The sequence below is a fragment of the Planococcus antarcticus DSM 14505 genome, from assembly GCF_001687565.2.
Taxonomy (GTDB): domain Bacteria; phylum Bacillota; class Bacilli; order Bacillales_A; family Planococcaceae; genus Planococcus; species Planococcus antarcticus.
Genome location: NZ_CP016534.2, coordinates 61,686 through 87,361 on the forward strand (window position 1 = coordinate 61,686; position 25,676 = coordinate 87,361).

Genomic DNA, 25,676 nt, shown 5'->3' on the forward strand with positions numbered 1-25,676 from the left:
GAGCTTTTTTCTGTTTCCTGTGTTTTTTTGAAAGGAGGAAGTTGGATGAATCATATTTTAAAGATCTTTTCGGAGGAGACCCATACACAAAAATTCATAGCTGATTTAAAGAAAGGGCAGGACCATCAGCTAATCTCTGGTTTATCCGGCGGTGCACGGCCGATTTTCTATCAGACAATTTGGTCCGAAATGGAGACTCCTTTATTAATTGTAACGCCAAATTTATTGCATGCACAGCGCGTGTACGATGATTTGGTACGGCTAGTCGGTGAACAGCAAGTCCATCTTTACCCAGCGGAAGAGTTAATTGCTGCGGAGGTTTCTTTCTCAGGCCCAGAACTACGGGCTCATCGCATTGATACGCTTGACCATATGAAGAGTGTCGGCAAGGGGATTTACATCACACCAGTTGCTGGGATGCGTAAATTATTACCGACGAAAGAACAATGGGATTATGCCACGTTGCGGATTTCAGAAGGCGAAGAACTCGATACAGAAGAGTGGCTTCTAAAATTGGTGGCTATGGGCTATTCTCGTACACCAATGGTAACTACACCGGGTGAATTTGCACTTCGTGGAGGCATATTGGATATTTATCCGCTGAACTTCGAACATCCAGTGCGCATCGAGTTATTTGATACGGAAGTGGATTCGTTGCGGCTGTTTTCCGCTGAAGACCAACGCTCACTCGAAAAAGTTCAATCATTATGCATCTTGCCTGCAAGTGAATTGGTGCTATCAGAAGAGCAACGAGTCCAGTTGGCAGGAAAATTGGAGGGTCGACTTGCCTCTAGTCTGAAAAAAATAAAAGCTGACGATACGAAGGCTTTAATGCATCAGCATATCCAGCATGACATCGACTTACTGAAACAAGGTGAAGCGCCCGAACAGCTAACGAAATATGCTTCAATGACGTACACCCAATCAGCTTTTCTAGGTGATTATTTCCCGGGCAATGGACTGGTCTTTTTTGATGAATTAGGACGAATACAGGAAATGACGGACACGTTAGAGCGCGAAGAAAGCGACTGGATTGTGTCGATGCTTGAAGAAGGAAAGTTTCTACATGATGTTTCTTTAACGTATACGTTCCGTGAAATGATGTCGAAACTACAACAAAAAGTGACGTTTCTGTCTTTATTCGTTCGGACATTCCCGATGGTATCCGTCAAAAAATCATTAGCCTTTTCATGCAAGCCGATGCAATCTTTCCATGGACAAATGCACCTTTTGAAAGCAGAGATGGAGCGTTGGACCTTAGGAAAGTTCCAAATCTTTATCGTGGCACAAGGTGATGACCGTTTGCAAAAAGTTCGTGCCGTTCTGGCGGATTATGATATGGAAGCAGAAATTGCTTTGCCTTCAACAGAAATTCAAGGCGGCAAAATTTATCTGGTTGATGGAGAATTGTCGACAGGATTTGAAATGCCACTGCAGCGCTTGGCCGTCATTACAGATTCGGAATTGTTCAAGCAGCAGCCGAAGAAGAAAACGCGCGCTCAAAAACTGACCAACGCAGAGCGCATCAAAAGCTATTCCGAAATCAAACCAGGTGACTACATTGTGCACATCCACCACGGCATCGGCCGTTTCGTGGGCATTGAAACCTTGGAAACGGGTGGCGTTCATAAAGATTACCTTCACATCGTTTACAAAGCCGACGATAAATTATTTGTACCGGTCGATAAAATTGACTTGATTCAAAAATATATTGCTTCTGAAGAAAAAGAACCAAAGCTGCATAAAATGGGTGGTACGGAATGGAAAAAGACGCGTACAAAAGTGTCGGCTGCTGTTCAAGACATTGCCGATGATTTGATCAAGCTTTACGCAGAACGAGAAGCGTTACGAGGCTTTGCTTTTTCTGAAGAACAGGACATGCAGCGCCAATTTGAGGCGGAGTTTCCGTATGAAGAAACGGTCGATCAATTGCGTTCGATCAATGAAGTCAAGCGTGACATGGAAAACGAGCGACCGATGGATCGTCTAATCTGCGGGGATGTCGGATATGGCAAAACAGAAGTCGCCATTCGTGGAGCTTTCAAAGCGGTACTCGATGGCAAGCAAGTGGCATTTCTAGTGCCGACAACGATATTAGCGCAGCAGCATTTTGAGACGATGAGCGAACGGTTCAAGGATTATCCGATTACGGTCGGCTTGATGAGCCGTTTCCGTTCTAAAAAGCAACAAACTGAGACAGTCAAAGGATTGAAAAACGGATCAGTTGATGTTGTCATCGGCACGCATCGTATTTTATCGAAGGATATGCAATATAAAGATCTGGGGTTATTGATTATCGATGAAGAACAACGATTTGGTGTTACCCATAAGGAAAAGATCAAACAGATGAAAACCAATGTGGATGTCCTGACGCTGACGGCGACACCTATTCCCCGGACGCTTCATATGTCGATGATGGGTGTGCGTGACTTGTCTGTCATCGAAACGCCGCCGGCCAATCGCTTTCCGGTACAAAGCTACGTCATGGAGCACAATGGCGCGCTCGTACGCGAAGCCATCGAACGCGAAATGGCGCGTGGTGGGCAAGTGTTTTATTTGTACAACCGTGTAGATGATATGACGCGGAAAGTGGAAGAAATTCAATCACTAGTGCCGGAAGCACGCGTTGGTTACGCCCATGGGCAAATGAATGAAACCGAACTGGAATCAGTCATATTGAGTTTCCTTGACGGTGATTACGATGTGCTGGTGACGACAACTATTATCGAAACTGGCATTGATATTCCGAACGTCAATACACTGATTGTTTATAATGCCGATCGCATGGGCTTGTCGCAGCTGTATCAATTGCGCGGACGCGTCGGACGCTCCAGCCGCGTGGCTTACGCTTACTTCATGTATCAGCGCGACAAAGTGCTGACTGACGTCGCAGAAAAACGGTTGATGGCGATCAAAGAATTCACTGAGCTCGGATCCGGTTTCAAAATCGCCATGCGCGATTTGACGATTCGCGGAGCAGGCAATCTGCTGGGTTCGCAGCAGCATGGCTTTATTGACTCTGTCGGCTTTGATCTCTATTCGCAAATGCTGCAGGAGGCAATCGACGAACGCCAGTCGGGTGTCAAAAAAGAAGTGATACCGGAAATCGAAATTTCTCTCGATATCGATGCTTATATTCCAGACTCCTACGTCAGCGACGGCTACCAGAAGATTCAAATGTACAAACGCGTCAAAGGCGTGGATACGGAAGAGGAAATGACCGAGCTGCAGGATGAATTGATTGACCGTTTTGGCGATATGCCAAACGAAACGGATAGCTTGCTGCGCATTGCCCGCATGAAAGTATGGGCACGCCAGATAGGTGTTGAATCCATCAAGCAAACCGGCAAAGTCGTGACTGTCCGGCTTAGTGAAAACGGCACGGCCAGCATTAATGGTGGCAAAGTCGTAGAGGAATCTGCTGCTTATGGGCGTGCGGTCGGATTCAGCATGTCGGGACAAAAGTTGATCATGTCCATTGATGAGAATAAAACAAAAAAAATACATCCATTCGACGTTCTAGAAGGCATGATGAAGTTATTGCCGGAATCGCTTCGTGAAGTAAAAGCGGTTCTATAAATGGAGCTATATAGAGTGGGTTAACAATTTCTTAGAATGGATATTCCACAAACCAGCTCCGCTTTTCTGCGAGCTTGCGCCGAACTAACTCGGGCTTTTACGCCCGAGTGGATTTCTTTTCATATGGCTTACGCTGCTCTCTTGGGAGGCTCTGCTGGTTTGCTCCATATCTTGAAGATTTATTACTCAAGGATACTTAGAAGAAATAGCGGGAGACGGCGAAGTGCGAAGAGGTGCTCCTGCATCGCCGCGCTAGCTTCGCCGCAAAGCGATTGCCGGAACTCTCTTCGTTCAATGTCTTTCCTGCGAAAAACGGAGTGCTGAGACCCCTCAGGAGCTTGCGAAGAGGAGGCTCAAGCGACGTCCTTGGCAACTGGCACCGCCTGTCGCGCCAGTTGCATGACCCGCATCCTGCGGGCCCAAAGCGTCCGTCTGGAGCGATTTATTCGTTTGTCCCCCCTTATTGAGTTGGAAAAGCGATGTATAAAAGCAAATTCTTTCTTTAAATAGATTTAGTTAATGTCTGTAAGAGGTGAGTGGGTCCGGTGAACAATGAAGGCACGATGAAATCATTTATGAAAGGCGCGGTCTTGCTGACGATTGCAGGGTTTATCGTCAAGCTGCTGAGCGCGGTCTACCGTGTACCTTTCCAGAATCTTGTGGGAGATCAGGGATTCTACATTTACCAGCAGGTCTATCCTTTTGTTGCTATTTTTGGCATTTGGACTTCTTACGGCTTTGCAGTAGCCATTTCCAAATTACTGGCAGATACAGGCAAGCAGTCACACGGAGCGATTCTGCGCATCGCGGTCACCTATGTGGCAGTCATTTCCATTATCGTATTCGTCTTGTTGTTTTTCGGTGCTGAACTACTAGCGGGCTGGATGGGCGATTTGCAATTGAGTCAATTACTGAAAGTTGGTGCGTTTTCGGTGCTATTGATGGCACCGCTCGCAGTTCTGAAGGGTTATTTTCAGTCGCGTAATGACATGGCGCCTGTTGCCTATGCCCAAGTGGTGGAACAAGGATTGCGCGTGGCGGTCATTTTAATTGGCGCTTGGATTGTCGTCTCGAGTGGTTTTTCATTATATGCAGCGGGACAAATGGCGATGCTCGGTGCTGTCGCTGGTGGACTAGGGGCAGCCATTTTACTGTTGCTTTATTTCCGTAATCATTCAGCATCCCTAAAGCAGCCTACTACAACGGTCGGTGCCTGGTCCATCGTCAAGGAAATGACCGCAATCAGCATAAGCGTCAGCATGAGTTCTTTGATTTTAGTACTGTTTCAGCTAGTAGATTCGTTTACAGTGTTTCGTTTGCTTGAGGAAAGTGGTATGGGACGGCTTGTTGCGATGGAACAAAAAGGGATTTACGACCGCGGTCAGCCGTTGGTGCAATTTGGTATTTTAATTGCCACTTCGCTGACTCTGGCAATTGTTCCACTAGTGGCGAGGACCTCCAAGAAAAACAGTGGCCGCCCAGCTGAAATGTATGCCCGTTTGGCGTTCCGTGTATCCTTTTTGTTTGCATTTGCCGCTGCTGTTGGGCTGACGTTCGTTATGCCTTATGTCAATGAAACACTATTCCAAACGCGCGAACAGTCTTTTGCGTTAATTATTTTCAGTTGGCAAATCGTCTGGATGTCGCTTTTATTAATTATGACGGCGATGCTTCACGGACTCGGTAAGGTCAGAGTTCCGGCTTTACTACTGGTGTCGGGCTTAGTTGTGAAAATAATCGGCAATTGGCTGTTGCTACCTATATGGGGTGTTTCTGGAGCGGCTATTGCTGGAAATATCGGCTTAATGATTGTTGTAATTGGCTTATTATTTTATTTTAAAAAAGTATGGCCATTAACGTTTGCGCCCTTATCCTATTATGGCTGGCTTTTCGGAGCTGCTATGGCAATGTCAGCGGTAGTACTCGGCTGGTCGATTTTAGCTGACAACTATTTGTTTAATAACTTGTCTAGTCGTTTCGGTGCTTTATTAACAACGGCTACAACCATTCCGCTCGGCGCTTTGGTATTTATGGCATTAATCGGTAAAAGTCGGATTATCACGGAAAAGGAATGGTATATCATTCCTTTTGGCCGCAAGCTAGCAGGACTACAATTAGCAATAAATTCAAAGAAAAAAGGTGAAATGCGATGAATACGATTCACATTATTGGCCTCGGTGCTGGAGATTTAGACCAATTGCCACTCGGTGTTTATAAAAAATTAAAAGCTGCAGTTAACTTATACGTGCGAACCGAGGACCATCCCGTACTGACAGAACTTGTCGAAGAAGGGGTGACATTCACAAGTTTCGACACAGTGTATGAAAAACACGATAGCTTTAGTCCAGTATATGCAGAAATTGCAGAAACGTTGATTGACTTGTCCAAGAAAGAATCGGTAATTTATGCAGTGCCAGGTCACCCATTAGTGGCAGAGCAGACAGTCCAAAACTTGATTGGTGCAGAAAAGCAGGGACGTTGCCAATTAGCCATTGAAGGCGGACATAGTTTCCTAGATTCCTTGTTCGGTGCGCTCCGCATTGACCCAATTGAAGGTTTTCAATTGATGGATGGCACCGAAATGACTAGCGATCACGTAAACATGACGCAGCATTTATTAATTGCACAAGTTTATGACAGCTTTAGTGCCTCTGAAGTTAAATTAACGCTGATGGAAAAATATCCAGACGATTATCCGGTGACCGTCGTGACGGCTGCTGGTTCTAAAGACGAAGTGTTGTGTACAGTACCGCTTCATGAACTAGACCGCGTAGCAGAAGTTACTAATTTGACGACCGTTTACGTGCCGCCAGCTGCAGAACAAACGCAGCGCTTAAAAGAATGGCAAACGTTCCGTAGTATTGTTGCGAAGCTGAGAAGCCCTGAAGGCTGTCCGTGGGACCGCGAGCAAACGCATGAATCATTAAGCGCTTTTTTGATTGAAGAGGCACACGAGCTGCTTCAAGCGATTCAAGAAGGTGACGATAAATCAATTACCAATGAATTGGGAGATGTTCTGTTGCAAGTGTTCTTGCATGCCCAAATCGGTCAAGACAACGGCTATTTTCAGTTAGAAGATGTGCTTGAAGCAGTTAGTGCGAAAATGATTCGACGTCATCCGCATGTTTTTGGCGACGTTTCGGTTGAAGATTCCGAGCAAGTCGTTGCCAATTGGCAAGAAATTAAAGCCCAGGAAAAACCGGTACAAGATTCTTTATTAGAAGACCAAGAACGTTTTAGTTCTTCCTTAACGACATCATTTAATTATCAAAAGAAAGCGGCAAAATTCGGATTTAGCTGGCCAGACGCAGCATCCGCTTGGGATAAATTCCACGAAGAATTGCAGGAGTTTCAGCAAGAAGTGGCGAAAGGTTCCAAAGCTAGCCAATTAGACGAACTTGGCGATTTATTGTTCACGGTAGTGAATCTTGCGCGGTTCTTCGATTTGTCACCAGAGCAAGCGATGATGCAAGCTAACCAGAAATTCCAAACACGTTTTAATTATGTAGAACAGCAAGTCAAGCAGGGAACCGGAAACTTCAGTGATTATACATTAGAGCAACTGGACGAATTCTGGAACCAAGCCAAGCTATTGGCAAGAAAGGAAGACTAATTATGCGACTCGATAAATTTTTGAAAGTATCCCGGTTGATCAAACGCCGTACTTTAGCAAAGCAAGTAGCTGACCAAGGCCGCATCACAGTAAATGGCAATAAAGCGAAAGCCAGCTCAGTCATTAAAGAAAACGATGAGCTACAAATCCGTTTTGGCCAAAAAGTCGTCACGGTACGTATCGATAGGCTGAAAGAAGTAGCGAAAAAAGAAGAAGCTGCTACTATGTACACCATCTTAAAAGAAGAAAAGCTAGAAAAGGTCGAACCTGAATTTATTGATGACGAAGCGTAATAGTTTTTCAAAACCTGCTTTGTGCAGGTTTTTTTGTGTTTCTGAATAAAATGCACCATAGATAAAGCCAATTATTTTCTATATGATGAAAAATAGCAAAAGGTAAAGACCTATACAAGGATTTGTTGAAAGGAAATGATAAGATTGCCAAAAATTTCAATGGGCAAGAAACTTGGATTATCAGCCGGAGCGCTATTGCTAGCTGCTTCGCTGATGCCCCAGCAAGGAACTGCACCAATCGGCATGAGCCAAGCTCGCGCTGCAAGTTCTTTTCAAGATGTCACCACTTTCAAAGAAGAAGTCGATTTTCTGACAGGGCTAGGCATCATCAAAGGCTTTCCGGACGGTAGTTTCAAACCGGCAGCCAGCATCACACGACTGGATGCAGTGCGGATGATTCTGCGTGAAATGAAACCCAAAGAAACAGCTGCTCCGGATCCCGGCTTTGCTGACCTAAAATCTGGCAGTTATGGATATAAAGAAGTCTCCAAAGCGGTGGAACTTGGATTTATTGAAGGAAAAGAATCACAGAAAGGCATAAAGTACTTTGATCCCGAAGGTGCCTTGACCCGCGCGGAAATGGCTAAAATTTTGACCGAAGCGTACCATTTAACAGCTAATAAAGGCATTGTCTTCACAGATGTCAGTTCGGCTTATTGGGCGAATGCATACATAAGCCGGTTGGCGACAGCTGGCATAACCAATGGTTTTCCAGGCGGGGCATTCAAGCCGAAGGATTCTTTGCAACGTCAGCATTTTGCAGGTTTCATGGCAAGACTTTTAGCGCCCGCTCAGTTTTTTGTTACCACGGCACAGCCTGGAAAAACTGTCATCTACACGACAATCGATCAATTGAATATGCGCTCGAAGGCGGGTGTCAGCCATCCGATTGTTGCCTCGATTCCCAAAGGGGCAACGGTCAAGTATCTTGGCAAAGATGGCAATTGGTATAAAGTGGAGTACGGCGCAAAAGTCGGCTGGGTAAATGCAGCGTATCTAATAAGCAAAGAACCTGCAGGAAATACTACATCTTATCCTGCACCTCCAACCGGGACACCGGGAACCTATATGTCAGGTGTGTTGATCGTCAATAAACAATATAGCCTTCCAGCGAGCTACAATCCTGGAGTCAGCATGCTGGCCCAAAAAGCGGTTAATGCTATGACCGCAGAGGCGAAAAAACAGGGAGTCCAGTTGACGGCTTTCAGTACTTTTCGTTCCTATAACCGCCAAAAAGAGTTGTACACCAGCTACGTCAGCAAACACGGTGCAGCGCAAGCCAATCGATTCAGCGCAAAACCAGGCCATAGTGAACATCAGATGGGATTGGCATTCGATTTTGGGGGAAGCGATCAGTCTAAATGGCTGAAGGAATTGTTTGCAGCGACGAAAGAAGGAAAGTGGCTCGCAGCCAATGCCCATAACTACGGGTTTATTCTCCGCTATCCCAAAGGCAAGGAAAACATTACAGGCTATATGCACGAACCTTGGCATTTCCGCTACCTCGGCTCTGATTTGTCCGGACAAGTGAAAAAAAGCGGCAAGACCTTAGAGGAATATTTAGACAAGTAAACAGAAAAAACGTCTTCGGAATCCATTGATTCCGAAGACGTTTTTTGTCGTTGCTTATTTGTCAGCCATCAGTGCAATAAGCACGGCTTTTTGTGCATGCAAACGATTTTCGGATTGCTGAAAAATGACCGAATGCGGTCCTTCTAAAATACCAGTTGTCACTTCTTCTTCACGGTGAGCGGGCAAACAATGCATGAAGATATGATCTGCTTTGGCATGTTTGACGAGCTCGTCGTTCACTTGAAAGCCCTGAAAATGTTCGAAGCGTTCAATGGTTTCCTGCTCCTGTCCCATACTGGCCCAGACATCCGTATAAATGGCGTCACTGTCGGCAACTGCTTGTTCGGGACTTTCAGTGATGTCGATGACCGATCCGGTGTATTGTGCGATATCTTTTGCTAAAGTGACCATTTCTGGAGTGGGTGCATAAGCAGCAGGTGAAGCGATGCTAATATCCATCCCCACTTTAGCGGCACCAATCATCAAGGAATTGGCCACATTATTTCCATCTCCGATATAAGCCAACTTTTTGCCTTTTAATGTGCCAAAATGCTCAAGTATAGTCATCAAATCTGCCATCACTTGGCACGGGTGATAATCATCGGTTAATCCATTAATAACGGGAATCGAACTAAAGTCCGCTAATTCTTGAACGGTAGATTGATGAAACGTGCGGATCATCAGCCCGTCCAAGTAACCTGACAAAACGCGTCCAGTGTCGGCAATGGTTTCTCCGCGCCCAACTTGTGTGTCTTGTGAGCTTAGGAACATAGCGTTACCGCCAAGTTGAAGCATTCCAGCTTCAAATGAAACACGGGTACGAGTAGAGGCTTTTTCGAAAATCATCCCCAGCACTTTGCCTTTTAAGAGCGGCAAATACTTGTTCTGCGGTTTTTTTAATTCGATTGCGAGATTCAGCAAATCTAAGATTTCATCTGTGCTGTAATCTTTAAGGGACAGGAAATCTTCCTGGATAATTGATGGGGCAAACGGGATCGCCATTGTCATTTTGCAAGCACTCCTTTCGATAGTGGGCTAATAGATGAATAAGTTCCGTTAAAAGCAGCTGCTGTTTCAGGACGTGTCCAAACATGGAGACGATGAATCGCCGCTTGCTTGGCATTGGTACTTTCCGGGTCAGGGGCAAAGTCGATATAGGCTTTTTTAGTGTCCGTTTTCAGCCACTCTTCAAAAGACATTAGGTTCTCGGTGATAATACTGAAGCCAAGTGCTTGCCACACAGCGCTATCTACTTGATCAATCGATTGTTCTGCGACAAACGCAGTACCACCCGAAGCAAGGTCAGCTAACTGAACGGAAGCGCCGCTTAAGGCTTTCGCTAATGCGGTATCAAAGTCGGGGCTTGAGCCGATGACTTCACCCGTCGACATCATTTCAGGAGACAGAACGGGAGACAGGCCAGGCAGTTTAATGTGAGAGAAGACCGGTGCTTTAACCGTATACTCCGGCTGCCCATTATAGCTTTCTTCTATATTGAGCTCTTCGAAAGGAACTCCGAGCAATAAAGCCGTGGCATGTTGCACAAGTGGCACATCGGTCACTTTCGAGCTAATTGGTGCTGTCCGTGATGCCCTTGGGTTGATTTCCATAACGAATAATTGTTCGCCTTCGTAAACGAATTGAATATTGAACAAGCCGGTATAGTCCATATTTCTGGCGACATGGGTCGCGGTGTCAGAAAGTTTTTGTAGGGCTGTGTCCGATAAAGATATAGGTGGCGTTATCGCGATGCTATCGCCCGAATGAACGCCGGTTCCTTCAACATGCTCGAAAATGGCGGAGACCCAGACATTTTCGCCATCGGTCAGGATATCGGCTTCGATTTCCCTACCGGTGACAAAATGATCGACCAGTATAGGAAACTCCATGGTCGTCTGTTGCAGCCATTCGCTGAGCTCCGTTTTGTTATGCAAAACAATCATGCCGCGTCCACCGATAACATAAGACGGACGCAGGAGCACCGGAAAGCCGAGTGAACGGGCTGCCGGTATGACAGCAGAAGCTTCAAAAGCGGTTTTGCCGGGAATGGTCGGCAAGCCAATCGATTTCAGGAACGCATAAAAACGGTCGCGGTCTTCCATTTGATCTAGCAAATCGACTGTCGATCCAAGAACCGTAATGCCGGCTTCCTCCAAAGCGGCTGCAACATTCAGTGAAGTTTGCCCGCCGAACTGAAGAATGACCTGGTTGATGCCTTCAAAGTCCAGGACATTGAGAATGTCTTCCGGTGTCAGCGGTTCAAAATACAAAGCGTCTGCCACTTCATAATCGGTGCTAACCGTTTCCGGATTGTTATTGATCATGATCGCTTCATAGCCGAGCTTTTGGGCTGCCATGACACTGTGCACGCAGCAATAATCAAACTCAATGCCTTGTCCGATTCGAATTGGACCTGATCCTACAACTGCCACTTTTTTCTTATGATGAGGGCGGGTGACGTCAGAACAACCTTGCCATGTTGAATAAAAATAATTGGTATCTGAACGAAATTCAGCGGCACATGTATCAATCATCCGATAAGCAGGAGTCACTTGCCAAAGTCTGCGCTGTCCCCAAATTTCGGGGCAAGAAACATTCCATAAATCCGCCAATTGCTGATCACCGAAACCAAGTGTTTTGGCCTGCAGAAGGCGGGGGCGGGTCATATTGTTCCAGTCCAATTGCTGGAGCTCTTGCCACTCGGCAACGATATTGGCCATCGTCGATAGGAAGTAAGCAGTGATGCCGGTGATGCCATGCAGAAACTCAATGCTTTTGCCGCGGATCAGCAGTTCGAAAAGAACAAACAGCCGGCGGTCATCCGCTTCACTCGCTAATTGGCATAAATTTTCTGTCGAAAAATTAGAAAGTGCCGCCAGACGGAAGCCATTAATCGGCAATTCAAGTGAACGAATCGCTTTTTGCAACGCGGCTTCCATGCGCCGTTCGATGGCCATGACTTCACCAGTCGCTTTCATTTGTGTACCTAATTTGCGTTCCGCTTGTGAAAACTGGTCGAATGGCCAGCGTGGAATTTTGACAGCTACGTAATCCAGCGCTGGTTCAAAGCTAGCGAACGTGGTGCCAGTCACCGGGTTTTTCAATTCGGCTAATTTATAGCCGATCGCCAATTTCGCAGCGATCTTAGCGATTGGGTAACCGGTTGCTTTTGAAGCCAGTGCCGAAGAACGGCTGACGCGCGGATTGACTTCGATCAAATAATAAGCAGATGTTTCCGGATGCAGCGCAAACTGGACATTGCATGCGCCGATAATACCAAGTGCTTCGATAATGTGGATGGAAGCGCTGCGCAGCATGTGGAAATCTTTATCATTCAAAGTCTGGCTGGGCGCCACAACGATCGAATCGCCGGTATGTACGCCGACTGGATCCAGGTTTTCCATATTGCAAATAGTGATACACGTGCCATCTGCGTCTCGCATCACTTCGTATTCGATCTCCTTGTAGCCGGCAATGCTGATTTCCACCAGGCATTGCTTGATGGGGCTGGCGCTTAATCCTTGCATCACCAACTTAATGTAAGTCTTTTCATCAGGGGCAATTCCGCCGCCAAAGCCACCAAGCGTATAGGCAGGGCGCACGATGAGTGGATAGCCGGCTGAAGTGGCAAACTCCAGGGCTCCTTCAATCGAATAAATGATGTCGCTGACAGGAACAGGTTCGCTCAACTGGTCCATCAGCGACCGGAATTGCTCGCGGTCTTCGGCCTGCTTGATTGCTTTCATATCGGTGCCAAGCAATGTAACGCTATATTGCGACAAGATGCCGGAATCGGATAAAGCCATTGCCAAATTCAAGCCGGTTTGCCCGCCGACCGTTGCGAGCAAGCCATCCGGACGTTCTTTTTTGATGATGGCGGTGACGCTTTCCAAAGTCATCGGTTCGAAGTACACCTGATCGGAAACGGATTTATCGGTCATGATGGTAGCCGGGTTATTATTGATTAACACTACATGAATGCCTTCTTCTTTTAATGCTACACATGCCTGCGTGCCAGAATAGTCGAATTCTGCCGCCTGTCCGATGACGATGGCTCCTGATCCGATGACTAGTACTTTCTTTATTTGATCGTGCTTAGGCATGCATTTTCACTCTCTCTTTCTGTTGTGTTAACGCTAAAAATTGTTGAAACAGTTCAAGGTGGTCAGCGGGGCCCGGTGCCGCTTCCGGATGAAATTGGACCGTGGTCAAAGGCAGGGTTTTGTGAACGAGCCCCTCAATGCTGCCGTCATTGACGTTTTCGTAGAGTACGGAAAACGGCGTATCCTGCAAACTGGCGCTTTCGACCACATAGCTGTGATTTTGCGAACTCATGCTGACCCGTTTTGTCCGCAGGTTCATTACCGGATGATTGGCGCCGCGATGGCCGTATGCCAGTTTCGTGGTTTTGGCCCCAAATGCCGAAGCAAGTACTTGATGGCCGAGGCAGATGCCGAAACTCGGATAGCGTTCAGCCCAGTCGCGGTAGGTAGGAAAAAAATGCTGAAGGGCTGCCGGATCTCCAGGACCGTTTGAAAAAAGCAGGCCGTCCAGTCCGAGTGAATCAAGCGTTTCTGTCGATGTTGCATGAGGGATGATACTAACTTTGCAATCCAATTCGAGCAGTTCTTTTAAGATGGAAGATTTATAATGGAAATCGATCATGCCAATATGAGGAGAGCCAGAGCCTACGGTTTGAATTTCTTCAATTTCTGTGGTGGCCGGGAAGAAATAGGTTTGTACGGGTTCCCAGTCCAATTCCTGGCGGGAAGCGTGTACTAGCTGCGATTGCATCGTTCCTGATTCGCGGACGTTCTGTATGACTGAACGTGTATCCACTCCACTCAAAATCGGAATCTCATGGCTGTCGGCAAATTTTGCAAATGAAATTGCATCCTTGCTGAGTGGCCCGTCATACAATCCGGCAACAATAACGCCAGCTGCCTGGATGTGGTCGGATTGTGCATAAAGAGCCTGGATTCCGTATTGCCCGATAAGCGGGTAAGAGAATACAATGATCTGGCCTTTATAGGAAGGGTCTGTCAAGACTTCTTCATAGCCAGTCATGCCTGTGAAAAAGACGATTTCTCCTTGAATAGCAGAAACTTCACCGTGCCATTGCCCTTTAAACGCTTTTCCGTTCGATAATGTCAATAAGCCCGTCATTCTCTTCACTCCAATTTTATTCAGTAATTTTGTATATTTATAAAAAAAAAATTAATTTAAATTCGTAAGAACCATGATAGCATTCATTAAAAGATGGTGATTAGTATTATATGACTGTATAAAAATTAAGTCAACAGTATTTTTATTAATAAAAAGTAAAGAGTTAGACTTTTTTAAAAAAGAAATGGAGTGGAAATAGGGGGAATTATTCAAAAAGCTTATAATATCAAGGATTTTCATGTATAATAATGACAAAGTTAGTATGGAAGGGGGGCGGGTCATGAGTTTGAAGAGAGACAACAAGGCGGAAAAGCGCGAAGTCACCTCAATTCGCAATGACTATGTCCGTTCAGTTGAAGTGGAAGGGGAGCGTAAAAAAGCTCATCGAGTGCGGTTATTCAGAAGACTGACCGTGTTTGGATTGCTGGTCCTAATGACGACGATTTGGGTGGGTTCGACGATCTATGCCCAAACGCAGACAATTTCCGAAAAAGAACAGCTCCGCGAAGAAACGCTGTTGAAACTTGAAGAAGTTGAAAAGCAGCAAAGTCAGCTGGGAGAGCAGATTCTCCTATTGAATGACGAAGAATATTTAGCTAAATTAGCGCGCAAAGATTACTTCCTCTCAGATGAAGGAGAGATCATTTTCACCACACCTCATGATGAAAAAAAAGATGAAGAAAATTCAACAAAAGAAGAGTAGTCAGTTGACACTCTTTTTTTGATGGTTATAATAAAAAGTGGGACAAGTCCCGCAAAATGACAGTGTGACCCATTTTTGGAGTCATCTTAATTTTTAAGGAGGAGCATTTTTTTTATGTCGATTGAAGTAGGCAGCAAGTTAGAAGGTAAAGTCACAGGTATTACAAACTTTGGAGCATTTGTTCAGCTTCCAACTGGTGCAACAGGCCTCGTGCATATAAGTGAAGTCGCCGACAACTACGTAAAAGATATCAACGATCATCTTAAAGTTGGCGAAATGGTAGAAGTGAAAGTCATGAATGTAGAAGCAGATGGTAAAATCGGTCTGTCCATTCGTAAAGCGAAGCCACAACCACCTGGCGGCACAGAGCGACCACAACGCCCACGCCCAAGCAATCGCTCATTTGAACGCGCTCCAAAAGAGAACTTTGAAACAAAAATGGCGAAGTTCTTGAAAGACAGCGAAGAAAACATGACGACCTTGAAGCGCGCTACTGAATCGAAGCGCGGCGGCAGAGGGGCAAAAAGAGGCTAACTTGCTAGCTGTTTTAATAGTATAGGGAAATGCTTCAACACAGTTAGAAATCTATATTGAAACGCTTCTCACATGGGAAGCGTTTTTTTCTCACATTCCGCTGATCTGATTGAGTATTTTTATGCAAAAAAAGCAGCGCCCCTGATAGGGCACTGCTTAGTGTTAAAGTCTTCAGTTTAAAGAATAATGGCGGCAGAGGGGATCGAACCCCCGACCTCACGGGTATGAACCGTACGCTCTAGCCAGCTGAGCTACGCCGCCTTGTTTAAACGAACATTTAATAGCATACTATTGAAAGATACAGTTGTCAATTGCCATTTGAAAATAATTTTTATCCTATTCTTCTGCACAAGCCTGGAAGGAAGATATAGGCAAACGGGGTGAAACAAATGAAGAGCTTTCAGGAGCTGATGATGAAGCATATCCACAAGCACCGATTGCTTGATTCTGGAGACCTAGTTCTGGTGGGCTGTTCAGGAGGCATCGACTCGATGGTATTGCTCCATTTCTTGCATGCCAAAAAAGAGGAGCTTGGTATTTCAGTTGCAGCAGTCCATATCGATCATATGCTAAGAGATGAGGAATCCCGAGAGGACCATCTGTTTACGGAAGCAACTGCTAAAAAGTGGGGGGTGGAGTATTTTAGCCGAGCCATCCCGATTCCTGAAATCTGGAAAGAAAAAGGTGGTAACAAGCAACAACTGTGTAGACTTGAACGTTATTCATATTTTCTTGAAGTCATGGAACAGACCGACGCTAATAAATTTGCAACGGCCCACCACGCCGATGATCAACTTGAGACTATCCTAATGTCAGGGTTGAGAGGTAGTCTGCAGGAAGGGGCTTTTGGAATGCCAACTCACCGTCCGTTTGGAGGCGGTTCACTGATAAGGCCCCAGTTGGCAGTGGACAAGGAACAGATTGCAGCTTATGCCGATCTGCATAAAATTCCGCACCGGGAAGACTCGAGCAACGCAGAGTCAGCTTATACAAGAAATCGGGTACGCCAGCGGATTTTGCCGCTGCTCAAAGATGAAAGCAGGGAAGTTTCCCGAAATTTCGTTGAACTGGCTGAAGACATGCAACAGGATCAGCAGTTCTTGCGGGAGTTGGCTGAGGAGAAGTTACAGCAGTTGATTCAAAGGAAAGATGAAAAAATTGTTTTGTCTGCCAAAAGTTTCAGAACTGAAGCGCGTGCTTTACAAAAAAGAATGGTTCTACTACTATTAAACTATCTATATAATCCGAAGCAAGTTCCCGTAACGAGACAGCTAGTTGAACAAATGCAGGAAATGATGCAAAGTTCCTCTGGTACTGTTTTCTTACATTTGCCGCAGAATTATGTAGCGACCCGCCAATACGACATGTTTTTTCTCAATCGCCAATCGCTAGAACCATTGGCTGCAACAGTAACTATCTCTATTGCAGCTGAATGGACGCCCGTTTACTGTGGCTGCCGTTATAAAATGCTGCCTTTAGCTCGATTGGAAAAACCCGAGGATGCTGTAGCTTGGTATTTTCACGCACCTGAAGATTCACAATTCTTTTTAAGGAGCAGAAAACCTGGTGACCGGATTCAGCTTGCTGGAATGGATCAGCCGAAAAAATTGGCGCGTTTGATGATTGATGAAAAAATCCCTGTGCCTATGAGAGAAAGGTGGCCTGTCATTACAACTGGCAAAAACGAACTTTTATTAGTGCCAGGTTTGCGCCCATCTGCTATGGTCAGTCGACAAAAGCGCGACAGAGACAACTGGGTACTAATTGAACAATTTTTATAGATTGTAAAACAAGGATTATTAGGAGGTCCACCATGCTACAGAACGACATTAAAGAAATATTGATCACTGAAGAACGGCTACAGGAAAAAGCGCGTGAATTAGGAGCAACCTTAACAGAGGATTATAAAGACAAATATCCATTAGCTATCGGTGTATTAAAAGGTGCGATGCCTTTCATGGGAGATTTGATGAAGCGTATTGATGGTTTTGTTGAAATGGATTTCATGGACGTCTCAAGCTATGGCAACGCCACCGTTTCTTCAGGAGAAGTTAAAATCATTAAAGATTTGAACGCCAGTGTCGAAGGACGCGACCTTCTAATCATCGAAGACATTATCGACAGTGGATTGACCCTCAGCTATTTAGTAGACCTGTTCAAGTACCGAAAAGCTAAATCGATTAAGATTGTGACATTGCTGGACAAGCCGACAGGGCGAAAGGTGGACTTGAAAGCTGATTATGTCGGTTTTATCGTGCCGGATGCATTTGTTGTGGGTTATGGATTGGACTATGCGGAAAGATATCGGAATTTACCGTATATCGGGATTCTTAAGCCTTCGGTTTACAGCGGAGAAGAAGAATAGACAACGATCGTTCACAGTCTATGGAATTATCAGCGAGAATAAGGCCTTTTCGTTGTATGCTTAAATGTTCCTATGGTAGTATTTAGTATAGTTTTAGGGAAACTTTATTGAGGAGGCGCGGGATGAATCGGATATTTCGATACACCATATTTTATTTACTGATTTTCCTAGTTATTATCGGGATTCTGGGTACCTTTAACAATAGCGACCAGCCGACTGAAAATATAGGATATAACGAATTTTTAGCAGCACTGGAAACTGGGGAAATTACGGAAGTAACCATCCAACCAGAGGCGATGGTTTATGAAGTTACAGGCGTAATGGAAGGCTATGAAGATGGACAGTCTTTTGTTACTAACATTCCTCTGGAAAATGAAGCGTTAACTGCTGAAATTGATGCAGTTGCCAGAGCACAAGATGGTGTTGAGATTGAATATTTGAAAGCTCCACAAACAAGTGGCTGGGTTTCATTTTTCACAGGCATCATTCCATTCATCATCATCTTCATCCTTTTCTTCTTCTTACTTAATCAGTCACAAGGCGGCGGAGGCGGTCGTGTGATGAACTTTGGTAAAAGTAAAGCGAAGCTGTACGATGACCAGAAACATAAAGTTCGCTTTAATGATGTAGCGGGAGCAGATGAAGAGAAGCAGGAACTTATAGAAGTTGTTGATTTCCTGAAAGATCCGCGCAGATTTGCAGACATTGGCGCACGCATTCCAAAAGGTATTTTGCTTGTCGGACCTCCGGGTACCGGTAAAACTCTATTGGCTCGTGCGGTGGCCGGAGAAGCTGGCGTTCCTTTCTTCTCAATCAGTGGTTCTGATTTTGTTGAAATGTTTGTTGGTGTCGGTGCTTCCCGAGTTCGTGATCTGTTCGAAAATGCTAAGAAAAACGCACCTTGTATCATTTTCATCGATGAAATTGACGCAGTCGGTCGCCAACGTGGCGCTGGACTTGGCGGTGGACACGATGAGCGTGAACAGACATTGAACCAGTTGTTGGTAGAAATGGATGGCTTTGGTGCAAACGAAGGAGTTATCATTATTGCCGCAACAAACCGTCCAGATATTCTGGATCCGGCTTTGCTTCGTCCTGGCCGTTTTGACCGTCAGATTACCGTAGGTCGCCCAGATGTCAGAGGCCGTGAAGAAGTTCTTAAAGTTCACGCGCGCAATAAACCACTTGACGAAAATGTTGACTTGAAAGCGATCGCTCAGCGTACTCCTGGATTCTCAGGTGCTGACTTAGAGAATTTATTGAACGAAGCAGCACTTGTTGCAGCTCGTCGCAGTAAACTCAAAATCGATATGTCCGATCTTGATGAAGCATCTGATCGCGTTATTGCGGGTCCTGCTAAGAAAAATCGCGTCATTTCGAAAAAAGAACGCAATATCGTGGCGTTCCACGAAGCTGGCCATACAGTAATCGGGCTAACGCTCGATGATGCTGAAACGGTCCATAAAGTAACCATCGTTCCTCGTGGACAAGCTGGCGGCTACGCTGTCATGTTACCGAAAGAAGATCGTTACTTTATGACAAAACCTGAATTGCTCGATAAGATTGCCGGTTTGCTGGGCGGACGTGTATCTGAAGATATTACGTTTGGTGAAGTATCGACCGGCGCCCATAACGACTTCCAGCGTGCGACGGCAATTGCCCGAAGCATGGTAACGGAATATGGCATGAGCGATAAAATCGGTCCAGTTCAATTCGGTACAGCTCAAGGCGGTAACGTATTCTTGGGGCGTGACTTTAACTCTGAACAAAATTACTCAGATGCTATTGCTTTTGAAATTGATCAGGAAATGCAACGCATCATCAAAGAGCAGTATATTCGCACGAAAGAAATTCTGACTAAAAATCAAGATCTTCTGGAATTAATCGCGACTACATTGCTCGAAGTTGAAACCTTGGATGCGGGCCAAATTCTTCACTTGAAAGAACATGGTACACTCCCTGAACGTTCATATGAAACATTGAACGGAGATTTTGGGGATGAGAGTAAGCCGGAATTGAAAAAAGATAGTGACGCTCCGGATGCAGTAGGTGCACCAACTGATCCGTCAGCAGGAGACCTGCCGGCAGAAGACGGCGAAGCGGCTCCAGTGAGTGATCCGATTCAAGAAAGACGCAAATAAGAAAAATGATGAGCTGGTTGCCCATTCCCTTAGAAAGGGAGAGGCAACCAGCTTTTTGCTTTCTTTGAATTATGGTATGATGTTTTGGAAATTCGTCAGTAATAAGTGAGGGCAAATGATGATTTTGGTATTGGATGCAGGAAATACGAATATCGTCCTGGGCGTCTACGATCAGGATCAGTTAACGCACCATTGGCGCATGGAAACTCTTCGCCAAAAAACAGAAGATGAGTATGGCATTCAGATCAAAGCATTTCTGAATGATGCAGGATTAAGTTTTTCATCGATAACTGGTGTCATTATGTCCTCTGTTGTGCCACCGATTATGTCCGTGTTGGAACGGATGTGCCAAAAATATTTTCAGTTAAAACCGATGATTGTCGGACCTGGCGTTAAAACCGGACTGAATATCAAATATGATAATCCCCGAGAAGTGGGTGCCGACCGGATCGTCAACGCGGTAGCGGCCATCCATGAATACGGCAGCCCATTGATTATTGTGGACTTTGGCACTGCTAATACCTTCTGTTATATTGATGAAAATCAACAATATATGGGAGGCGCTATCGCTCCAGGGATCAATATTTCAACAGAAGCACTCTATGCTCGAGCCTCGAAATTGCCACGGATTGAAATCACCATACCGGATCAAGTGGTTGGCAAAAACACCATTTCTGCCATGCAGGCCGGAATTGTTTACGGGTATGTAGGCCAGGCGGAAGGAATTGTGGCGCGGATGAAAAAGCAGAGCAAGGAAACACCGACAGTCATAGCGACCGGAGGTATGGCTTCTGTGATTGCCAGTGAATCGACAGTCATTGATTACGTAGATCCTTTTCTGACCTTAAAAGGACTTTATTTAATTTACAAACGCAACCAAGCGTAAAGAAAGGAACGATAAATGTGTCAGATTATTTAGTTCGCGGCCTCGGCTTCAATGGGAGTGTCCGAGCATTTGCAGTAGACAGCACTAAAACAGTAGGAGAAGCGCAGCGCCGCCATATGATGTGGCCTACAGCTTCAGCAGCTTTAGGGCGTGCCATGACAGGGGGCGTGATGCTTGGCGCCATGTTGAAAGGCGATGATAAAGTAATGATTAAATTCGAAGGCGGCGGACCGCTTGGCACTTTACTTGTGGACAGTAATTCTAAAGGAAGCGTCCGTGGGTATGTCTCTAATCCTCAAACCCATTTCGATTTGAACAAGCAAGGGAAATTGGATGTCAGTCGTGCAGTCGGCACAAACGGCATGATGTCAGTCGTCAAAGATCTCGGCATGCGCGACAACTTCACCGGTCAGACGCCAATCGTATCAGGCGAGATCGCTGAAGACTTTACTTATTATTTTGCAGTATCCGAACAGGTCCCTTCTTCAGTCGGACTGGGTGTCTTAGTAGATACGGATAATTCGGTGTTGGCAGCTGGTGGCTTTATTGTCCAATTGATGCCGAATACAGACGATGAAACGATTACAAAAATCGAAGAACAGTTGTCTAATATTGAACCTGTTTCCAAAATGATTCAGCGCGGATTGTCGCCTGAAGAAATTCTTGAAGCAGTTCTTGGAGAAGGAAATGTTCAGATTCTTGATAAAATGCCGGTAAGTTTCGAGTGCAATTGTTCCAAAGACCGTTTTGCTACAGCTATTCTGGGGCTTGGGAAAAAAGAGATTCAAGACATGATCGATGAAGACGGTATGGCAGAAGCGCAATGCCATTTCTGCCTGGAAACGTATCAGTATTCCAAAGAGGAACTCGAGTCGTTTATCAATGAATTCCAGTCATAATAACCGGCGCCCTGTGCCACCGGCAGGTACAGGTAAACCGAAAAGACATTTAAAGACCAAACCGGTGCTGTTGGTCATCGGAATTTTATTGCTGGCCAACTTGCTATGGTTTATTGCATGGCTGATTCCGAACGACACGGGAAATGCTGAAAAAGTCGCATCTGTCAGTGGAGAAGACATTACACGGGAAGAGTGGCTGGCTTCGATGGAAGAACAACATGGCCCCGAAGCGCTACTCGAGCTAGTCAATGAAAAAGTGATGGCAACAGCGGCAAAGGATTACGGAATTGAAGTCAGTGACAAAGAAATCGGTTTGGAACTGGCGCTGTTGAGGTCTTCGCAGGATACTACGGAACCGGCGTTATACGAAGCGGATGAAACACGTCAGCGAGAAAAGATAGAAGCCCAATTGATTCTTGAGAAAGTGCTGACCAAGGATATTGTCATTGAAGATACTGAAATTCAGGCGTTTTACGACGACAACCAGTCACTTTATGATGTGAAAGATTCCTACCGAACACGCATGATTGTATTGAACTCAGCGGCAGAAGCAGAAGAAACTATTGCGGAGCTAGAGAAAGGCTCTTCATTCGAAGCTACTGCTCGTGAACGTTCGATCGACAGTGCAACCGGCAATCTCGGTGGAGATATCGGTTACATTTCTAGCGGTGATCCGGGTGTAGATGCCAATATCGCTAAGACAGTAGCAGAAGTTGAAGTTGGCGGATGGTCAACTCCATTAGCTCTTGAAGACGGCAGAACCGCCATTATATCCGTTACGGAAAAAGTGGATGGAGAGACATTCTCATTTGATGACGTAGCAGCTCATATCAATCGTGAGTTGGCACTTGAACAGTTGCCGCAATCAGTCACTCCGGAAGCATTTTGGCAGGAATTCGATGCCGAATGGTTTTACGGGGAGTAAGCTCACACTGAACGTTTCGGTAACGAAGTGTCTGTTTTTTATGAATTTATACAATTTGACAAGAAGTTTGTATTATTGATACTATTAGCCTTATTAAAGTCGACAAAATCACTAGGGATTAGGAGTGTTGAAAATGGCGAGAGTGGGAAATTCAATTACTGAATTGATCGGACAAACACCAATTGTGAAGTTAAATCGATTAACGGGTCCTGAAGACGCAGACGTTTATTTGAAATTGGAATACTTTAACCCAGGCAGCAGTGTTAAAGACCGAATTGCACTTGCGATGATTGAAGCGGCTGAAAAGTCTGGCAATTTAAAAGAAGGCGATACTATCATCGAGCCGACAAGTGGCAACACGGGAATTGGTTTGGCGATGATCGCAGCAGCAAAAGGCTATAAATCTGTTTTAGTTATGCCGGAGACGATGAGCATGGAGCGCCGTACTTTGCTGCGTGCCTATGGAGCAGAATTGATTTTAACGCCAGGTCCAGATGGAATGAACGGTCCGAATGGCGCTATTAAGGTAGCTGAAAAAAATGCGGCTGAAAATGGCTGGTATATGCCTCAGCAGTTTAACAATGAAGCGAACCCGGAAGTGCATCGTTTGACAACAGGTCCAGAAATTATTGAAACAATGGGTGATCAATTAGACGCGTTTATTTCGGGGATTGGTACAGGCGGAACCATCACGGGCGCTGGTCAAGTGCTGAAAGAAAAGTATCCTGACATCCACATAGTGGCGGTAGAACCTACTGACTCGCCTGTGTTATCGGGAGGTAAGCCAGGACCGCATAAAATTCAGGGGATTGGAGCAGGATTTATACCTGCTGTGTTGGATACTGAAATTTATAGCGAAATTATCCAAGTTACCAACGATCAATCTTATGCAACAGCACGCCAAGCAGCGCGTGAAGAAGGCATTCTTGGAGGTGTATCTTCGGGCGCAGCGATTTATGCGGCTCTTCAAGTTGCTAAAAAGCTTGGCAAAGGTAAGAAAGTGTTAGCGATTATTCCATCCAATGGAGAACGTTACTTGAGTACACCACTTTATCAGTTTGAAGAATCCAACTAAACAGCAATAATAAAAGAGTATGCCTATGGCTGCTCTTTTATTTGTGGAAAAAACCTAGTCAATTGGGGTAAGATGAAGGCGCGCTTTTATTTCCGAGGAAATAAATACCTACATAAAATTTGGACGGTGAAAATTTTTGGAAATCAACTTTGAAAATAAAACACTCGTTATGGGCATATTGAATGTCACACCCGATTCTTTTTCTGATGGAGGCAAGTATAACAGATTGGAGCGGGCATTGATTCATGCTCGGCAAATGCTCACAGATGGTGCGGATATCATCGATGTAGGAGGAGAGTCTACACGTCCGGGCCATATTCGGATCTCGGATGATAAAGAAATCGAACGAATCGTTCCCGTTATCGAAGCTTTGCGGCAACAGTTTGACGTACTGATTTCCGTCGATACCTATAAATCACGGGTGGCTGATGCGGCAATTGCTGCAGGTGCTCATATTATCAATGATATCTGGGGAGCTAAATACGACCCGGCAATTGCTGGTGTGGCGGCTAAATGGGGTGTACCCATCATCCTTATGCACAACCGTAACGATGCGTCATACACGAATTTTCAGGAGAATATGATGCAGGACCTAGCTGTAAGTGTCCAAATTGCCTTGAATGCTGGCGTGAGCCGAGAAAATATTTGGCTTGACCCGGGCATTGGATTTGCGAAATCCGTGGCACAAAATCTCGAAGCAATTCAATTGATTGGAAAGATGACAGAATTAGGTTATCCGGTTCTTCTCGGTACTTCGAGAAAATCATTTATCGGAAAAATTTTAGACACTCCCGTCGATGAACGCCTGGAAGGTGCACTGGCAACAGTTTGCTTCGGCGTCAATAAGGGCTGTCACGTCGTACGAGTCCATGATGTAAAAGAAACGGTGCGTGCGGTCCGGATGATGGATGCACTGATAGGGAAACACCCTTATGAGGAGGGGAAATAATGGATTTTATTCATGTGAACGATATGGAATTCTATGGCTATCATGGAGTATTCCCTGAAGAGACGAAGCTGGGCCAGCGATTTCGACTGACTGTTTCATTGGCGTTGGATTTGCAACAGGCTGGAGAGACGGATGCGTTGGAACATACAGTACACTACGGAGAAGTCTACGAAGCCTGCCGATCGATTGTCGAAGGGGAGCCGAAAAAGTTGGTGGAAGCTGTAGCGGAAAGTGTAGCCAGTCAAATTCTTTCGGGTTTTCCGTTGGTACAAGGCATTCGCGTGCAGCTAATCAAACCGGATCCACCGATTGCTGGTCATTACAAGTCAGTAGCCATTGAATTAACGCGAGGGAAATTTGGATGAACCAAAGTTATTTGTCACTTGGCTCCAATATGGGGGACCGCTTCGAAATGCTGCGGCAGGCAGTCGAACAGTTAGCAGGGTATACTGCTATTACTGTCACTCAAATCTCTTCTCTCTATGAAACAGATCCTGTGGGGTATGCGGATCAGGAGCCTTTCCTGAATATGGTCGTTCAGCTCGAAACAGACTTAGAAGCAGTCGCATTACTGGATGTCTGTCAGGAAATCGAACGGAATTTAAAGCGTAAGCGTATTATCAGATGGGGGCCGCGAACAATAGACCTTGATATTTTGTTATACAATCAAGACAACTTGGAAACAGAAAGGCTTATGGTTCCGCATCCCAGAATGGATGAACGAGCTTTTGTTATGGTTCCATTGCTGGAAGTGAATCGGGATCTCGAAGTTTCGGGTGCTTTGGAAACAAGCGGCGTTCGCTTGTGGAGATCATACAGCAGCATGAGAGAATTTTTGCAAGATACGCACCAATAGCCGCACAAAGAAAAGGCATAAAAACCGAACGGCAGTAAGACAGGGCGTTTACTTGCTTTATTTTCTGCAGTTTAATGTGTCTATGTGGAATGTATAAGCTCTCAACGGGATCGACTAGAC

General features: G+C 45.4%; 20 protein-coding genes and 1 tRNA gene. 17 read left to right on the forward strand and 4 right to left on the reverse strand.

Annotated features, from left to right (window positions below):
- Positions 1-45 precede the first annotated feature (45 nt).
- The 5 genes from mfd to BBH88_RS00305 all read left to right on the forward strand — a co-directional run bounded on the left by mfd (position 46) and on the right by BBH88_RS00305 (position 9,057).
- Positions 46-3,579 (forward strand): transcription-repair coupling factor, encoded by a 3,534-nt coding sequence (mfd, locus tag BBH88_RS00285; RefSeq protein WP_006830762.1) that lies wholly within the window; start codon positions 46-48, stop codon positions 3,577-3,579.
- A gap of 545 nt (positions 3,580-4,124) precedes the next feature.
- Positions 4,125-5,732, forward strand: coding sequence for a putative polysaccharide biosynthesis protein (locus BBH88_RS00290; protein ID WP_006830763.1), 1,608 nt, complete (start codon positions 4,125-4,127; stop codon positions 5,730-5,732).
- Entirely contained in the window at positions 5,729-7,192 is a 1,464-nt protein-coding gene (gene yabN, locus BBH88_RS00295; protein ID WP_006830764.1) for a bifunctional methyltransferase/pyrophosphohydrolase YabN, read from the forward strand. The genes BBH88_RS00290 and yabN overlap by 4 nt, the downstream gene beginning before the upstream one ends.
- A gap of 2 nt (positions 7,193-7,194) precedes the next feature.
- Positions 7,195-7,485: an RNA-binding S4 domain-containing protein gene (locus BBH88_RS00300; protein ID WP_006830765.1), complete on the forward strand. Its 291-nt coding sequence runs from the start codon at positions 7,195-7,197 to the stop codon at positions 7,483-7,485.
- A 135-nt stretch (positions 7,486-7,620) separates the two neighbouring features.
- Positions 7,621-9,057, forward strand: a complete 1,437-nt coding sequence (locus BBH88_RS00305; RefSeq protein WP_065536329.1) for a D-alanyl-D-alanine carboxypeptidase family protein — start codon at positions 7,621-7,623, stop codon at positions 9,055-9,057.
- Between the two features lie 54 nt (positions 9,058-9,111).
- Here BBH88_RS00305 and argF read toward each other — a convergent pair whose 3' ends face one another.
- The 3 genes from argF to BBH88_RS00320 are packed head-to-tail and all read right to left on the reverse strand — an operon-like array spanning position 9,112 to position 14,223.
- Complete coding sequence (gene argF / locus BBH88_RS00310) at positions 9,112-10,065, reverse strand: ornithine carbamoyltransferase (RefSeq protein ID WP_006830767.1); 954 nt, start codon at positions 10,063-10,065, stop codon at positions 9,112-9,114.
- Entirely contained in the window at positions 10,062-13,160 is a 3,099-nt protein-coding gene (locus BBH88_RS00315; protein WP_006830768.1) for a carbamoyl-phosphate synthase (glutamine-hydrolyzing) large subunit, read from the reverse strand. Before BBH88_RS00315 ends, argF begins: the two co-directional genes overlap by 4 nt.
- On the reverse strand, positions 13,153-14,223 hold the full coding sequence (locus BBH88_RS00320) for a carbamoyl phosphate synthase small subunit (protein ID WP_006830769.1): 1,071 nt from the start codon (positions 14,221-14,223) through the stop codon (positions 13,153-13,155). The genes BBH88_RS00315 and BBH88_RS00320 overlap by 8 nt, the downstream gene beginning before the upstream one ends.
- A 280-nt stretch (positions 14,224-14,503) precedes the next feature.
- On the opposite strand from BBH88_RS00320, the gene BBH88_RS00325 reads away from it, so the two are divergent.
- Positions 14,504-14,926 (forward strand): FtsB family cell division protein, encoded by a 423-nt coding sequence (locus BBH88_RS00325; protein WP_006830770.1) that lies wholly within the window; start codon positions 14,504-14,506, stop codon positions 14,924-14,926.
- Between the two features lie 114 nt (positions 14,927-15,040).
- Positions 15,041-15,460 carry a S1 domain-containing RNA-binding protein gene (locus tag BBH88_RS00330; RefSeq protein ID WP_065536328.1) on the forward strand — a complete coding sequence of 140 codons (420 nt, stop codon included), beginning with the start codon at positions 15,041-15,043 and terminating at the stop codon, positions 15,458-15,460.
- Positions 15,461-15,647: 187 nt separating this feature from the next.
- On the opposite strand, the gene BBH88_RS00335 is transcribed toward BBH88_RS00330, so the two are convergent.
- Positions 15,648-15,721 (reverse strand) — tRNA-Met (locus BBH88_RS00335).
- Between the two features lie 128 nt (positions 15,722-15,849).
- Here BBH88_RS00335 and tilS point away from each other — a divergent pair.
- From tilS to folK, 10 genes are all read left to right on the forward strand, one after another.
- Entirely contained in the window at positions 15,850-17,241 is a 1,392-nt protein-coding gene (tilS, locus tag BBH88_RS00340) for a tRNA lysidine(34) synthetase TilS (RefSeq protein WP_065536327.1), read from the forward strand.
- A 32-nt stretch (positions 17,242-17,273) separates the two neighbouring features.
- Positions 17,274-17,825, forward strand: a complete 552-nt coding sequence (gene hpt / locus BBH88_RS00345) for a hypoxanthine phosphoribosyltransferase (RefSeq protein WP_006830773.1) — start codon at positions 17,274-17,276, stop codon at positions 17,823-17,825.
- A gap of 122 nt (positions 17,826-17,947) precedes the next feature.
- Positions 17,948-19,966: an ATP-dependent zinc metalloprotease FtsH gene (gene ftsH / locus BBH88_RS00350; protein ID WP_006830774.1), complete on the forward strand. Its 2,019-nt coding sequence runs from the start codon at positions 17,948-17,950 to the stop codon at positions 19,964-19,966.
- A 118-nt stretch (positions 19,967-20,084) separates the two neighbouring features.
- Entirely contained in the window at positions 20,085-20,852 is a 768-nt protein-coding gene (locus BBH88_RS00355) for a type III pantothenate kinase (RefSeq protein WP_065537332.1), read from the forward strand.
- A gap of 17 nt (positions 20,853-20,869) precedes the next feature.
- Positions 20,870-21,751 carry an Hsp33 family molecular chaperone HslO gene (gene hslO / locus BBH88_RS00360; RefSeq protein ID WP_065536326.1) on the forward strand — a complete coding sequence of 294 codons (882 nt, stop codon included), beginning with the start codon at positions 20,870-20,872 and terminating at the stop codon, positions 21,749-21,751.
- A complete protein-coding gene (locus tag BBH88_RS00365) occupies positions 21,735-22,676 on the forward strand; it encodes a peptidyl-prolyl cis-trans isomerase (RefSeq protein ID WP_065536325.1) in 942 nt (313 codons plus the stop codon). Before hslO ends, BBH88_RS00365 begins: the two co-directional genes overlap by 17 nt.
- A 133-nt stretch (positions 22,677-22,809) precedes the next feature.
- Positions 22,810-23,751, forward strand: coding sequence for a cysteine synthase A (cysK, locus tag BBH88_RS00370; protein WP_065536324.1), 942 nt, complete (start codon positions 22,810-22,812; stop codon positions 23,749-23,751).
- A 136-nt stretch (positions 23,752-23,887) separates the two neighbouring features.
- A complete protein-coding gene (gene folP, locus BBH88_RS00375; protein ID WP_065536323.1) occupies positions 23,888-24,700 on the forward strand; it encodes a dihydropteroate synthase in 813 nt (270 codons plus the stop codon).
- A complete protein-coding gene (gene folB, locus BBH88_RS00380) occupies positions 24,700-25,065 on the forward strand; it encodes a dihydroneopterin aldolase (RefSeq protein ID WP_065536322.1) in 366 nt (121 codons plus the stop codon). Before folP ends, folB begins: the two co-directional genes overlap by 1 nt.
- Positions 25,062-25,556, forward strand: a complete 495-nt coding sequence (gene folK, locus BBH88_RS00385) for a 2-amino-4-hydroxy-6-hydroxymethyldihydropteridine diphosphokinase (protein ID WP_006830781.1) — start codon at positions 25,062-25,064, stop codon at positions 25,554-25,556. The genes folB and folK overlap by 4 nt, the downstream gene beginning before the upstream one ends.
- Positions 25,557-25,676: the final 120 nt, after the last annotated feature.

Bases quoted from the DNA above. Each gene is read 5' to 3' on its own strand.
- mfd (WP_006830762.1), top strand. From the start codon at position 46: ATGAATCATATTTTAAAGATCTTTTCGGAGGAGACCCATACACAAAAA.
- yabN (WP_006830764.1), top strand. From the start codon at position 5,729: ATGAATACGATTCACATTATTGGCCTCGGTGCTGGAGATTTAGACCAA.
- BBH88_RS00300 (WP_006830765.1), top strand. From the start codon at position 7,195: ATGCGACTCGATAAATTTTTGAAAGTATCCCGGTTGATCAAACGCCGT.
- BBH88_RS00305 (WP_065536329.1), top strand. From the start codon at position 7,621: ATGATAAGATTGCCAAAAATTTCAATGGGCAAGAAACTTGGATTATCA.
- argF (WP_006830767.1), bottom strand. From the start codon at position 10,065: ATGACAATGGCGATCCCGTTTGCCCCATCAATTATCCAGGAAGATTTC.
- BBH88_RS00315 (WP_006830768.1), bottom strand. From the start codon at position 13,160: ATGCCTAAGCACGATCAAATAAAGAAAGTACTAGTCATCGGATCAGGA.
- BBH88_RS00320 (WP_006830769.1), bottom strand. From the start codon at position 14,223: ATGACGGGCTTATTGACATTATCGAACGGAAAAGCGTTTAAAGGGCAA.
- BBH88_RS00325 (WP_006830770.1), top strand. From the start codon at position 14,504: ATGAGTTTGAAGAGAGACAACAAGGCGGAAAAGCGCGAAGTCACCTCA.
- BBH88_RS00330 (WP_065536328.1), top strand. From the start codon at position 15,041: ATGTCGATTGAAGTAGGCAGCAAGTTAGAAGGTAAAGTCACAGGTATT.
- tilS (WP_065536327.1), top strand. From the start codon at position 15,850: ATGAAGAGCTTTCAGGAGCTGATGATGAAGCATATCCACAAGCACCGA.
- hpt (WP_006830773.1), top strand. From the start codon at position 17,274: ATGCTACAGAACGACATTAAAGAAATATTGATCACTGAAGAACGGCTA.
- ftsH (WP_006830774.1), top strand. From the start codon at position 17,948: ATGAATCGGATATTTCGATACACCATATTTTATTTACTGATTTTCCTA.
- BBH88_RS00355 (WP_065537332.1), top strand. From the start codon at position 20,085: ATGATTTTGGTATTGGATGCAGGAAATACGAATATCGTCCTGGGCGTC.
- BBH88_RS00365 (WP_065536325.1), top strand. From the start codon at position 21,735: ATGAATTCCAGTCATAATAACCGGCGCCCTGTGCCACCGGCAGGTACA.
- cysK (WP_065536324.1), top strand. From the start codon at position 22,810: ATGGCGAGAGTGGGAAATTCAATTACTGAATTGATCGGACAAACACCA.
- folB (WP_065536322.1), top strand. From the start codon at position 24,700: ATGGATTTTATTCATGTGAACGATATGGAATTCTATGGCTATCATGGA.
- folK (WP_006830781.1), top strand. From the start codon at position 25,062: ATGAACCAAAGTTATTTGTCACTTGGCTCCAATATGGGGGACCGCTTC.